The 12,853-nt window shown below is 52.2% G+C and carries 15 protein-coding genes; 8 read left to right on the top strand and 7 right to left on the bottom strand.

Going from position 1 to position 12,853, the window contains the following annotated elements; all coding sequences use genetic code 11:
* Nucleotides 1-162: 162 nt before the first annotated feature.
* Nucleotides 163-402, bottom strand: coding sequence for a YobH family protein (locus OGY62_RS11200; RefSeq protein ID WP_024130264.1), 240 nt, complete (start codon nucleotides 400-402; stop codon nucleotides 163-165).
* Nucleotides 403-560: 158 nt separating this feature from the next.
* Between OGY62_RS11200 and mgrB the strand changes: the two genes are divergently transcribed.
* The 6 genes from mgrB (at nucleotide 561) to rlmA (ending at nucleotide 4,933) form a co-directional block, all read left to right on the top strand.
* A complete protein-coding gene (gene mgrB, locus OGY62_RS11195) occupies nucleotides 561-704 on the top strand; it encodes a PhoP/PhoQ regulatory lipoprotein MgrB (RefSeq protein WP_024130265.1) in 144 nt (47 codons plus the stop codon).
* A 74-nt stretch (nucleotides 705-778) separates the two neighbouring features.
* A complete protein-coding gene (locus OGY62_RS11190) occupies nucleotides 779-1,066 on the top strand; it encodes a YebO family protein (RefSeq protein WP_012132046.1) in 288 nt (95 codons plus the stop codon).
* Nucleotides 1,067-1,729: 663 nt separating this feature from the next.
* Nucleotides 1,730-1,873 (top strand): DUF2627 domain-containing protein, encoded by a 144-nt coding sequence (locus OGY62_RS11185; protein ID WP_001537930.1) that lies wholly within the window; start codon nucleotides 1,730-1,732, stop codon nucleotides 1,871-1,873.
* Nucleotides 1,874-1,885: 12 nt separating this feature from the next.
* Complete coding sequence (gene cspE, locus OGY62_RS11180; protein ID WP_001062678.1) at nucleotides 1,886-2,095, top strand: transcription antiterminator/RNA stability regulator CspE; 210 nt, start codon at nucleotides 1,886-1,888, stop codon at nucleotides 2,093-2,095.
* 219 nt (nucleotides 2,096-2,314) lie between these two features.
* On the top strand, nucleotides 2,315-4,060 hold the full coding sequence (gene ftsI2, locus OGY62_RS11175) for a peptidoglycan DD-transpeptidase FtsI2/PBP3(PARA) (protein ID WP_286459887.1): 1,746 nt from the start codon (nucleotides 2,315-2,317) through the stop codon (nucleotides 4,058-4,060).
* 63 nt (nucleotides 4,061-4,123) lie between these two features.
* A complete protein-coding gene (gene rlmA, locus OGY62_RS11170; RefSeq protein ID WP_071258572.1) occupies nucleotides 4,124-4,933 on the top strand; it encodes a 23S rRNA (guanine(745)-N(1))-methyltransferase in 810 nt (269 codons plus the stop codon).
* Here rlmA and mntP read toward each other — a convergent pair.
* The 5 genes from mntP to manX form a co-directional block, all read right to left on the bottom strand.
* Entirely contained in the window at nucleotides 4,930-5,496 is a 567-nt protein-coding gene (gene mntP, locus OGY62_RS11165) for a manganese efflux pump MntP (protein ID WP_012132050.1), read from the bottom strand. The two genes, rlmA and mntP, sit on opposite strands and share 4 nt — an antisense overlap.
* 421 nt (nucleotides 5,497-5,917) lie before the next feature.
* Nucleotides 5,918-6,376: a DUF986 family protein gene (locus tag OGY62_RS11160; RefSeq protein WP_012132052.1), complete on the bottom strand. Its 459-nt coding sequence runs from the start codon at nucleotides 6,374-6,376 to the stop codon at nucleotides 5,918-5,920.
* Between the two features lie 55 nt (nucleotides 6,377-6,431).
* Nucleotides 6,432-7,283: a PTS mannose transporter subunit IID gene (gene manZ / locus OGY62_RS11155; protein WP_012132053.1), complete on the bottom strand. Its 852-nt coding sequence runs from the start codon at nucleotides 7,281-7,283 to the stop codon at nucleotides 6,432-6,434.
* Between the two features lie 12 nt (nucleotides 7,284-7,295).
* Nucleotides 7,296-8,096, bottom strand: a complete 801-nt coding sequence (gene manY, locus OGY62_RS11150; protein ID WP_012132054.1) for a PTS mannose transporter subunit IIC — start codon at nucleotides 8,094-8,096, stop codon at nucleotides 7,296-7,298.
* Nucleotides 8,097-8,154: 58 nt separating this feature from the next.
* Entirely contained in the window at nucleotides 8,155-9,120 is a 966-nt protein-coding gene (manX, locus tag OGY62_RS11145) for a PTS mannose transporter subunit IIAB (protein WP_047463231.1), read from the bottom strand.
* 150 nt (nucleotides 9,121-9,270) lie between these two features.
* Here manX and OGY62_RS23385 point away from each other — a divergent pair, with 150 nt between their 5' ends.
* Complete coding sequence (locus tag OGY62_RS23385; protein ID WP_370906254.1) at nucleotides 9,271-9,576, top strand: protein YoaL; 306 nt, start codon at nucleotides 9,271-9,273, stop codon at nucleotides 9,574-9,576.
* Nucleotides 9,564-11,123, top strand: a complete 1,560-nt coding sequence (yoaE, locus tag OGY62_RS11140) for a CNNM family cation transport protein YoaE (RefSeq protein ID WP_047463233.1) — start codon at nucleotides 9,564-9,566, stop codon at nucleotides 11,121-11,123. The genes OGY62_RS23385 and yoaE overlap by 13 nt, the downstream gene beginning before the upstream one ends.
* A gap of 26 nt (nucleotides 11,124-11,149) precedes the next feature.
* Here the strand turns inward: yoaE and pdeD are convergent, their stop codons facing one another.
* Nucleotides 11,150-12,748: a cyclic di-3',5'-guanosine monophosphate phosphodiesterase PdeD gene (pdeD, locus tag OGY62_RS11135; RefSeq protein ID WP_275055815.1), complete on the bottom strand. Its 1,599-nt coding sequence runs from the start codon at nucleotides 12,746-12,748 to the stop codon at nucleotides 11,150-11,152.
* Nucleotides 12,749-12,853 lie beyond the last annotated feature (105 nt).

Below are 12,853 nucleotides of genomic sequence, written 5' to 3'. Positions count from 1 at the left end.
TGCCCTGAGCCGTTCAGAAGCCAGCCGGTAGAAGATACCTGCTGGCTTTTTTATTGCCCTGAAAAGGGGCGGGAGAGTGGTTTCTCCCGCTAAAAAACGCATTAAAAAGGCATAACCACGTTATGCCTGATATTTATGCAGATGAATGGATGTGATGCCAGATTAGCCGTTATCGACCACCACGGCGCTTTTTCTGAATACAGGACAGTCTGACAGACCAATGATGCCGCTGTCAGTATGGACATATTGCGCTGTACTGGTGCCGCGAGCGGTCAGATATTGACATTGCAGACCCAGACCGGCGGCGTTCTCCTTGCTGCCAATCAGAACCCCATAGCCACTGAGCAATAAACCAATCCATACCAGAGCAATCAAAACAATCGCGCGAATGATCAAACGCATTACTACCTCTTTTCTTTTTTTGGTTAGAATAAGGGTAGCCTGAACGCCCACTGAAACAAGTGTATCATTCCTAAAAGTATATAATGTCGCTCCAGTTAGTTCCGGTTTAGATAACGCGTGGTAATTTGATGGCATAAGATGTGGATGCGGAGAGCGGAGTGAAAAAGTTTCGGTGGGTAATCCTGATTATTGTTGCGTTGGTATGTCTGCTGCTGTGGGCGCAGGTGTTCAACATAATGTGCGATCAGGATGTACAATTTTTCAACGGAATTTGTGCCATCAATAAATTTATCCCCTGGTGATAGCATTTTTACAACAGTTGATTACCTTCCCGTGTAGCAGTGGTAAAATACGGCGTCTACATTGAGGTGGTAACATGAACGAAGTTCTGAATTCTGGCGTACTGACTTTTACGTCTTTGATTGTATCGGTGGTGGTTCTGATTGTCGGGCTGGTCCTGTGGTTTTTTGTGAACCGGGCAAGTTCAAGAACAAATGAGCAGATTGAGCTGCTTGAAGCGCTGCTGGATCAGCAAAAGCGGCAAAATGCCTTGCTACGCCGTCTGTGCGAAGCTAACGAGCCTGAAAAAGTCGCTGAGGCCGAGTCTGAAGCGAAACCTCAGGAAGAGGATGACGATATCATCCGTCTGGTCGCTGAACGGTAACGACAAGCAGAGACAGGATGCGCGTCTGCCAGCCATTCCTTCAGGCAGGCCCATCCTGTTTTCATTAATGTAACCCTGTGTATACCAGGTCTGTTATTTCATTGATCATTTAATGCTTTAACTTAATCTCTCCTTAAATATATTTATCCATACGCTAATAATGTGATTATGTCGCTTTTGTGATAGCGATCGTTTTTATTAATAGCGAAACGTTTCTCTCACTTTTTTTGTGCGTTGTCATCATTCTTTCATTATTTTGGTGCACAACCAAAGCACGTATTGGCTATCAGTGAAACGGATGAAAAATGGTCGAATACTTCGCATTTTTAAACAATATTGGTTTTTTTGCGTTGTGACAATTTATGCATTACAAAGCATAAAAAGTGATATCTGTTTACCGTATCGATAAGATCAACGCATGACCTGGAACAACCGAAGTTATTGAGCTATGGTAGAAAAGCCGCTGTACGGGCGTAAGCCTGTCGAAAGGCGCCTGGAGAAGCGAGAATATATCGTCGGGAACTGTGCCGCATAACTGTGCAGTTGATCTTTGATATCTCTCTGGATTTGTGCGACTGATCGAGACACGTTTAAAAATGGCTTGCCATAATTAACGTTGTATGTGATAACACGTTTTGGGTTAAACGAGGTACAGTTCTGTTTATGTGTGGCATTTTCAGTAAAGAAGTCCTGAGTAAACACGTTGACGTTGAATACCGCTTCTCTGCCGAACCTTATATTAGTGCCTCAAGCAGTAATGTCTCAGTTTTATCTATGTTATGCCTGCGGGCGAAGAAAACACTCTAAGGAATTTTGCAAATGGCAAAGATTAAAGGTCAAGTTAAGTGGTTCAACGAGTCTAAAGGTTTTGGCTTCATTACTCCGGCTGATGGCAGCAAAGATGTGTTCGTACACTTCTCCGCTATCCAGGGTAACGGCTTCAAAACCCTGGCTGAAGGCCAGAACGTTGAGTTCGAAATTCAGGACGGCCAGAAAGGTCCGGCTGCTGTTAACGTAACAGCTATCTGATCGACACCACTGATTTGAAGCGCCAAGGCGCATCAACCTCAGATATAAAGCCTCGCCAGTGCGGGGCTTTTTAATTCAGGTTCCTTCAAAATATTTCTGAATACACTTCTGTTAGCGCTTTGTTGCAAAGCCGCGATGTTCGTAGCATTGTTTTTCCCGCTTTCCCTCGTCAATTCCCGTTAAATCAATCACCTGAAAAACGACCTTGCTGGAGACCAGGTGAAAAAGAAAAGCGACGGCGCCGTGCGTAATTTTGCTCCCATCCGTTTTGCTCTGCTGTGCGTGGCGATTTTGCTGAGCATGGGGTTATTGCTGGGACGCGTGGCGTGGTTACAGATCATCACGCCGACAAATCTGGTTAAACAAGAGGACAGGCGTTCGTTACGTGAGGTCACCACGGCGTCGCCACGCGGCATGATTACCGACAGAGAAGGGCGTCCGTTAGCCGTTAGCGTGCCGGTCAATGCGGTCTGGGCCGACCCGAAGACGATCGTCAGTAAAGGCGGCGTGGGGTATAACCAACGCTGGCAGGCGCTGGCGCAGACGCTGCATCTTTCACTGGCTACGCTGGCTGAGCGGGTAAACAGTAATCCTGCCGGGCGGTTTATCTATCTGGCGCGCCAGATTTCGCCGCAGCAGGCCGAATGGATCGATAAGCTCAATCTTCCTGGCATTAACCTGCGTGAAGAGTCCCGGCGTTTTTATCCGGCAGGGCATGTGGCGGCCAACCTGATTGGCTTTACCAACATTGACGGGCAGGGGATTGAGGGGATTGAGAAAAGTTTTAATGCCCAACTGACGGGGAAACCTGGTTCCCGCCTTGTTCGCAAAGATAAGTTTGGTCATGTCATCGAGAACATAACCGAAACAAATCCTGTGCCGGCGCATGAGCTTCAGCTCAGTATTGATGAGCGTCTACAGACTGTGACGGAGGATGCGCTGGATAACGCCGTCACCTGGAACAAAGCGGAGTCCGGCGCGGCGGTACTGGTCAACATCGCGACGGGGGAAATTCTGTCGATGGCGAGCTTCCCGGACTTTAATCCGAATAACCGGGAAGGCGCCGTGCTGGATGATTTTCGCAACCGTGCCATCAGCGATACCTTTGAACCGGGTTCCACGGTCAAGCCGCTGGTGATCATGACGGCGCTTCAGCAGGGCATTGTCCAGCCCGACAGCGTGATTGATACGCATCCGTTCAATCTTGACGGCCACCGGATTCGTGACGTGGGGTATTACCCGGAGCTGAGTTTGACCGGAATCCTGCAAAAATCGAGTGATACCGGCGTGTCGCGTCTCTCGCTCGCTATGCCGGTTCAACGACTGCTGGATACGTATAAAGGCTTTGGCTTTGGGCAGTCTACGGGACTGGGGCTCACCGGGGAGAGTAGCGGCTTACTGCCGCAGCGTCGTTACTGGAGCGATCTGGATCGGGCGACGTTTGCCTTCGGGTACGGTCTGATGGTGAAGCCGCTCCAGCTGGCGCACGTATATGCCACCATCGGCAGTTTTGGGATCTACCGACCGCTTTCCATTACGCGTATCGATCCGCCCGTTGTGGGGACGCGTGTGATGCCCGCCGAACTGGTGCATCAGGTTGAGCATATGATGGAGAGCGTCGCGCTCCCCGGCGGGGGAGGAACCAAAGCCGCAGTCAGAGATTATCGCGTGGCGGTAAAAACCGGTACGGCGAAGAAAATCGGCGATGACGGTAAGTATGTCGATAAATACGTGGCCTATACGGCGGGCGTGGCTCCGGCCAGCGATCCGCAATTTGCGCTGGTGGTTGTGATTAACAATCCGCAAAACGGATCTTACTATGGCGGCGCGGTGTCGGCGCCGGTGTTCAGCCAGATTATGGGCGATGTTCTGCGCCTGGAAAACGTTAAACCGGACGGTATGCCCGCCGACTCCGACCACCTGTTAGTGATGCACGGCAACCGCCTGTCGTCCCCCTCGCTGTAAGTTATTTTCCCGGGGCGCAATTCGCGTTACACTTGCGCCCTAAAATTACCGGCCGGAGTTGTCATGTCGTTTTCTTGTCCCCTTTGTCATCAGCCACTTGCGCAGGTGAAAAACAGTTTTATCTGCCCACAACGGCATCAGTTTGATGTGGCGAAAGAGGGATACGTCAACCTGTTGCCCGTGCAGCATAAACGGTCACGGGACCCGGGCGACAGCGCCGAAATGATGCAGGCGCGTCGGGCATTCCTTGATGCCGGGCATTATCAGCCGTTGCGCGATACCATCGTCAGGATACTTGCTGAACGGCTGGACGAAAATGCAACGTCGATTCTGGATATCGGCTGCGGTGAAGGGTATTACACACATGCCTTCGCCGAAACGCTGGCGTCAGGCACCACATTTGGTCTGGATGTCGCGAAAGTCGCCATTAAAGCGGCGGCGAAACGTTATCCGCAGGTGACGTTTTGTGTGGCGTCAAGCCATCGTCTGCCTTTCGCCGACGCCTCTATGGATGCGATTGTCAGGATTTATGCCCCCTGTAAGGCTGAAGAGTTAGCGCGAGTGGTAAAACCGGGTGGTTGGGTAATCACCGCTACGCCGGGGCCGCGCCATCTGATGGCGCTAAAAGGGCTGATATATGATGAAGTGCGCTTACATGCCCCGCATACTGAGCAGCTTGAAGGGTTTACGTTGCAGCAAAGCATGGCGTTAGGGTATGAGATGCGGTTGCGCGGTAATGAGGCCGTTGCGTTGCTCCAGATGACGCCTTTCGCCTGGCGTGCAAAACCTGACGTATGGGAGCGGCTGGCGGCTTGCCAGCAGTTTGATTGCCAGACGGATTTCAGCCTTCACATCTGGCAACGTGAGTGTTAACCGTGGAAGTGTGTCCAGAGGATCTGGGCGCCGATACCGATAAGTACAGCCCCGCCAAGAATTTCCGCCCGTTTGCCGAGCAGCGGGCCGATAAAGCGCCCCACCATGATGCCCAGCGTGGACATGATTAACGTGGCACAGCCGATAGCCAGCGCGGTCGCAATAATGTTCACCTGCAAGAACGCCAGACCGACGCCAACGGCCATTGCATCCAGGCTGGTGGCGATAGCGGTAGTGACCAGCAGCCAAAAACTGTGGCGGCGTAACGGCTCGTCATCTTCGTCATTACCGCCACGAACGCCTTCGATAATCATACGAATCCCCAGAAACACCAGCAGGATGAACGCAACCCAGTGATTCCATTCCAGTACGAATTTACTGGCCAGCATACCCAGCCCCCAGCCGATCAGCGGGGTGAGCGTTTCAACCGCGCCGAAAATAAGGCCGGTGCGCAGGGCTTCGGAGAATTTAGGTTTGTGTAGCGTGGCGCCTTTACCAATCGATGCCGCGAAAGCATCCATTGACATGCCGAAAGCGAGAAGAACAGTTGCGGTGATATTCATAACAGCGTCCTGACCGGGGTTCCATAAAACACATCACTGCCCCCAGCGAACATGCATACCTGAACATGGCGTTCATAAGCTATGCATAGCAGTTGATGTGCATATGGTCTCGCCTGACTGAAAATAGAGTGATATCAGTCCGTACGCGCCACGTTTTTCAACGAGTATGTTGACACGTACATTTCCTGAGTCTGGAAATCGGCTACTCCCCAAATGACGGCGCAACATTAACATATTTTGAGAATATAAAACAACAATGGAGAAATATTATTTGACTTCTAATTGAAAACGATTTTCATTTAGATTTAATTATCAATAAAACGTTAAAATAAATAACAAATCAGGCGGGATGAATATAGCCTTAGCTATGTTTTTTTGATCGCGAATATACTTAAAACATAGTTCAGGCTATATCTGTAACTCATTGAGATGAAACAAGAAGCTTATATATTCTTTCCAGATCGTCGATATTTCGTACGCGAATAAGCAGGCGCCGTTGTTCTAATTGCATCACCAGTACGCCATCTTCCGATAAATTCATCTCTTTAATACGGTTATATTCTATCCAGACATTGGCGAAGAAAAAACCTTTCTGTTTGAAGATGATCCTGGGGGCGCGAACCCAAAAAATATAAAACCCCATCAGCGCCAGTGCACATAATAACCATGTGGTAATTTGCGCGCCGTGACTGGTAACGTTGTTGTAGATAAGAATGGCGACCAGGCCGACGAAGATAACGCTATCAACACGACCACGACGCAGCAGAGGCACTGCAAGCAGAGTGGGGCCGTTACGGCGGGGCATGATGAACTGATCGTAAATGGCGTAAGCCAGTAACGCGACAATAAAAAGAACCAGCACCAGGTCCGTGACAGTCATTAATCCTCCAGATAAAAAAACCGGGGCCAAAGGGCCCCGGTAGTGTACAACAGAATTACAGACCCAGCAGGCCGCAAGCGTAACCGGCGATACCGATGACGAAGAAGCCAACGATGATCCACAGCGGGTTTACTTTCTTACGCAACAGCCACATACAGGCGAAGGTCAGCAGCAGCGGAACCAGACCCGGCATCAACTGATCGAGAATGGTCTGCACGGTGGTGACGTTTTCTTTACCCGTCTGGTCAGTGATGCGTGATACCACCAGCGGAATATTGACGTGCGTCCACTTGTTAACCAGCGCTCCCATGACAAACAGGCCGAGGATTGACGCCCCCTCAGTCAGTTTTTGCAGGAAGCCGCCGCCCATATCCTTAACGATATCGACGCCTTTACGGTAGCCGTAAGCCACGCCGTAGTAACGGGTCGCCAGACGCACCAGGTTAAACAGAATAAAGAACAGCAACGGCCCCAGCAGGCTGCCGCTCATCGCGATACCCGCGCCCAGCGCGGCGAATACCGGACGAACCGTACCCCAGAAGATCGGGTCGCCCACGCCTGCCAGCGGCCCCATCAGACCGACTTTGATACCGTTGATGGCACCATCGTCGATCTCCGCGCCGTTGGCGCGCTGTTCTTCCATCGCCAGCGTAACGCCCAGTACCGGAGCGGCAACGTAAGGATGGGTGTTGAAGAACTCCAGGTGACGTCTGATCGCCTGTTTACGCGCGTCGTTGTTTTCCGGGTACAGGCGTTTGATCGCCGGCACCATGGAGAAGCAGAAGCCCAGCGCCTGCATACGTTCGAAGTTCCATGACCCCTGGAACAGGTTAGAACGGATGAACACGCCACGAATATCACTCGGAGTGAGTTTTTTCTCAGTGGTAGTTTTAGTCATATCAACCATTTCGTTCACCTGTTAGTCCAGTTCGTTATCGAGATCGTTGTTACCAGCAGCCTGAGCTGGCGCACCGGCTACGCGGTTATATTTCGGGCTCAGCTGGATGTAGAGGATGGCCATTACCGCGCCAATTACGCCCAGAGCAACCAGGTTGAAGTTAGTGAATGCCGCAGTGACGAAGCCGAGGTAGAAGAACGGCATCAGATAGCCCGCGCGCATCATGTTGATGACCATTGCGTAACCGACAACCACGATCATGCCGCCGGCGATGTTCAGACCGCTGGTCACGACTTCCGGGATCGCATTCAGCATGCCCTGAACTTCACTGGTGCCGACAGAAATCGCCACGATAACCGCCGGAATCGCGATACGCATTGCCTGCAGGAACAGGGAGGATACGTGGATCCAGGACAGCGCCGTCAGGTTGCCGCTATCGGCCGCTTTATCCGCCGCGTGCTGGAATGCCACGGTGATGGTACGTACGATGATGGTCAGCACCTGACCTGCGGCCGCCAGTGGGATCGCCAGCGCGATACCTGCGCCAATGCCTTGATGACCGGCGATAACCAGCACGGTTGAAATAATGGAAGCCAGCGCGGCATCAGGCGCAACGGCAGCACCGATGTTCATCCAGCCAAGCGCGATCATTTCCAGGGTACCACCGATGATAATACCGGTTTTCATGTCCCCAAGAACGGCACCGATTAGCGTACAGGCCACCAATGGACGGTGGAACTGAAATTCATCAAGTACCGACTCCATACCCGCGATACATGCGACGATGAACACCAGCACAATCTGAAGAGTGGTAATCTCCATTGTACTTCTCCTATTGCTATACAGACTTAAGTGTGAATGCTAATTAAATGCCGGGTGGTTATTTCGCCACTTTGGCAATCAAATCCATCATTTTCAGTTTCTGATCGGTGGAAACTTTACGAACCTCAAGCTCGATACCGCGTTCGTTGAGCTTTTTAAAGGCGTCGATATCGGTCTCGTCGACGGAAACGGCGTTATTAACCTGCGTTTTACCCTGACGGAAAGCCATACCGCCAATGTTTACGGAAGTCACTTTCACGCCGCCTTCAACGATACGTTCCACATCGGTAGGGTTGGTGAACAGCAGCATCACACGTTCGCCTGCGTATTTCGGGTTGTTGTAGACACGAATCATCTTGGCAACGTCTACCACATGCGCCGTTACGCCCGGAGGTGCCACCTGTGTTAACAGCGTTTTACGTACGGTGTCCGCCGCAACTTCATCACTCACGACGATGATGCGGGTGACGTTGGTCTCTTTGGTCCAGCGGGTGGCGACCTGGCCGTGAATCAAACGGTCATCGATACGGGCGAGGCCGATTACCATGTAATCGTTGGGTCCCATTGGTTTAGCGGGCGCCGCCGCTTTTGGCGCAGCAACCGGCGCCGGAGCGGCTTTTTCAACCGGTTTCGCTTTCAGCGCTTTCACGCCTTCACGACCGGTTTCTACCGCCAGAGCGACTAATTCGTCAAAGCTCGGATTGTCATCGCGGGCCATGAACGTTTCCACCAGCATCGGAATATTGACGCCAGCAATGACTTCATAGTGCTCTTTGTCGACGACAATACGGCTGGCAGCATTAAATGGACTGCCTCCCCATGTATCAACGAGAAACAGCACGCCTTTGCTGGTATCGAGTTTTGCCAGCTGAGCGTTGTACTTTTCAATCAGCGTTTCGGCATTTTCGCCTGGAACGAAATCGATCCAGCCGACGTTTTCCTGCTCGCCTAACAGCATTTCTGCTGTTTTAAGTAACTGCTCTGCAGCCCAACCATGTGTGCCTATAACAATAGCAATGGTCACTTGCTACCTCCTTTATTATCGTTAACACATCAACGTGACAGATGTATTTTGAATCGCCGTCCGCACTCGAATCGATTCAGATAAGGGTTATAATGAAAAAACAGTTATTTCCGGGAATTATTTTAGATAGCGAAAAAAATATTTTATGTGATGAAGATCCGCAATTTAGCTTTCACATCAGAGAAATTTCGTAGTGTAAAATATCCCTGTAACATCTCATTGCAAAGGAAGGTAAATCTTTGCCAAAAAGACATTGTCTCTGTTATGTTTAGCTTCCGTTTAATTAGTAAGGAGTATAGGGCAGTAGCCCGCCGTATGGATCGTCACCGACGTCATTTCACTTTGAGGCCGTATCAGGCCTGTCTGTCTGGCTCTTTTGGCCGCAACCTTAATTCGCATATTGCTTTCTCGCCTGTTCGCTATTCCTTAAGCAGGAGCTTGTCATGGAATTCTTAATGGACCCCTCAATCTGGGCGGGTTTGCTCACGCTTGTTATCCTCGAAATTGTTCTGGGTATTGATAACCTGGTCTTTATCGCGATTCTGGCGGACAAGCTGCCGCCGAAGCAGCGTGATAAGGCGCGTCTTATCGGTTTGTCGCTGGCGCTGGTGATGCGTCTGGTCCTGCTGTCCATCATTTCGTGGATGGTGACCTTAACGAAACCGCTCTTTACCGTCTGGGATCTCACCTTCTCAGGGCGCGATCTGATCATGCTCATCGGGGGTCTCTTCCTCCTGTTTAAGGCCACGACGGAGCTGCATGAGCGCCTGGAAAACCGCGAGCATGACTCGGGGCACGGCAAAGGATATGCGAGTTTCTGGGTCGTGGTAACGCAGATCGTTATCCTTGATGCCGTCTTCTCCCTTGACGCGGTGATTACCGCCGTGGGTATGGTTAACCATCTGCCGGTGATGATGGCTGCCGTGGTGATTGCGATGGCGGTGATGCTGCTGGCGTCTAAGCCGCTTACCCGTTTCGTCAACCAGCATCCGACGGTTGTAGTGCTCTGTCTGAGCTTCCTGTTGATGATCGGTCTGAGCCTGGTGGCGGAAGGTTTTGGCTTCCATATTCCGAAAGGGTATCTGTACGCTGCTATCGGTTTCTCAATTGTCATCGAATTGTTCAACCAGATTGCGCGTCGTAACTTTATTCGCCATCAGTCAACGTTACCGCTACGTGCACGCACCGCAGACGCCATCCTGCGACTGATGGGCGGTAAACGTCAGGCGAGCGCGCAGCACGAGTCTGACAGCCCGGCGACGGTGCCTGTACCTGAAGGCGCGTTTGCTGAAGAAGAGCGTTATATGATCAACGGCGTGCTGACCCTGGCGTCCCGTTCGCTGCGCGGCATCATGACGCCTCGCGGTGAAATCAGCTGGGTGGATGCTGACCTGAGCGTGGATGAAATCCGCGAACAGTTACTCTCTTCTCCGCACAGCCTGTTCCCGGTGTGTCGCGGCGAACTGGATGAGATCATCGGTATTGTTCGCGCGAAAGAACTGCTGGTGGCGCTGGAAGAGGGCGTGGATGTGGCCGCGATTGCTTCGGAATCACCAGCGATTGTCGTCCCGGAAACGCTGGACCCGATTAATCTGCTGGGCGTCCTGCGTCGCGCTCGCGGCAGCTTCGTCATCGTCACCAACGAGTTTGGCGTCGTGCAGGGGCTGGTTACGCCGCTGGACGTGCTGGAAGCGATTGCCGGTGAGTTCCCGGATGCCGACGAAACGCCTGAGATCATTACCGAAGCGGGCGGCTGGCTGGTGAAGGGGGGAACGGATCTGCATGCCCTGCAACAGGCGCTGGATGTCGATAACCTGGTGAACGATGAGGAAGACATCGCCACCGTCGCAGGATTGGTTATCGCCGTAAACGGTCATATCCCGCAGGTGGGCGATGTTATCGACGTTGCGCCGCTTCATATCACGATTGTCGAAGCGAACGACTACCGTGTTGATTTGGTTCGTATTGTTAAAGAACAACCTGCTCACCACGAAGACGAATAAGCGCCGTTCCCCGGTAAAACCGGGATCTAACGAAACGGCATAACGGGCGTCATGTGTCCGTTATGCCGGGCGGGCGGCGGTGCGCTACCCGCCAGCCACTGAGGAAAATCGTGAAGCGGCATAGGCCTTGCGAACAGAAATCCCTGCAACGCCTGAACGCCGTGTCCCCGCAAATATTGCGCCTGCTCTCGCGTTTCAACGCCTTCCGCCACCAGTTCAATATTCAGTCTTTGCCCCAGCGCGATGATGATATCGGTCACCGTGGAGTTCACCGCATCAGTACCGATCGCTGCGGTAAATGATTTGTCGATCTTCAGCACGTCCGGGCGCAATTTCTCCAGCCATGACAGCGAACTGTTGCCGGTGCCAAAGTCATCAATGGCGAGCTTCACCCCTTTGCGGTGAAGTTCACGCATCAGCCGATAATCGACGTCCAGTAAGGCGTCCCGTTCCGTCAGCTCAAGCACAAGTTGCTGAACAGGATGGGCGCTGAACCAGTAATGATTGAGATCTTTTAATAGCATGCCATGACGAAAATGGCTGGCCGCAACGTTGATGCCAATATGGAACTGGCTGTTCATCGGGAAAAAATGCCGCTGCCGAATGGTTTCCGCAATGACATAGCGGGTAAGGGGGGCGATCAGGTTGTGTTCTTCAGCGATAGGGATAAAAACATCGGGAGAAATCCATCCCTGTCGCGGGTTATTCCAGCGCAGCAGGATCTCAACCCCCACGCATTGCTGCGTACGGGCATTTAACAGCGGCTGGCAAAACAGTTCAAATTCACGGGCGGCAAGGGCGAGATTGATCTCCCATGAAAAACTCATTCTGCTGGCCGTTGCCAGCCAGGCAAGGTATCCCACCAGTAAACTCAGCATCACCGCCAGCGGCAGCTGCGTCGGCAGGTGGCGTAGCGCCAGCTCGCCAGCGCCGGGCCCCGTCACGCTGATGGTGAAAGGGAAGTGCTGGGATGCGCGCTGATAACGTTTTTCACCGTTCAGGGCGGGTAGCGCCTCCACCACCCCCTGACCATAGAGTAAGTGGCGGTTGCCGACCGTCAGGCTTGCGCTGGCGATCTGCGGCTGTTGCGGTTCAAGCAGCATCATCGCCAGAAGATCAATATTGACGATCTCAAAGAGCCCGTTTTTGCCATCAGGCGATGACGGATACCACTGAATCAGAATCGGGCTGTCTTTGAGCAGGGACTGATCGGTAGACAACAGCAACAGGTTATTTGGCGCAGGCAGATCGGGTTGTAGCTGGTGAATCGGCACGTCGCGTGAACCAAAGATACTGGAGCAGTAGAGAATACCGTCCTGAACCAGACCAATGGAACGCACGGTTTGCAGTCTGGCGACCTGCTTACGCAGGGGAAAATGCGCGGCCGGGCAGGGTTGTCCTACCAGGGGCAGCAGGAGATCGCGCCCGGCCTGTAGAGGGCGGAGCACTTCATCCAGCGTCTCTACGGCGTGAGCGGCGAACGTTTCGGTGCGGTGCTGATTTATATTTCGCTCCGAAATAAATCGGATACTCAATGTGAGGATAAGCGTGATCAGCGCACAGACCGTGCAGACGATGAAACGATTGCGGCGATAATTTTTAATGATCCGTTGTGCTGTTTGCATGCGGGCCGCCTGATAAGCCGTTGGTCACAAAAGCCAATTGCAACACAGCAAGTGTAGTGGGGAAATTTACCGCAGACGAGATTGATGAGAAAAATTCGCCCATCA

The organism is Citrobacter sp. CK198 (assembly GCF_030333295.1).
In the GTDB taxonomy this organism is placed as follows: Bacteria; Pseudomonadota; Gammaproteobacteria; order Enterobacterales; family Enterobacteriaceae; genus Citrobacter_B; species Citrobacter_B koseri.
The sequence above is the reverse complement of the archived record's forward strand: the minus strand, read 5'-3'. Positions and strand labels throughout refer to the sequence as shown.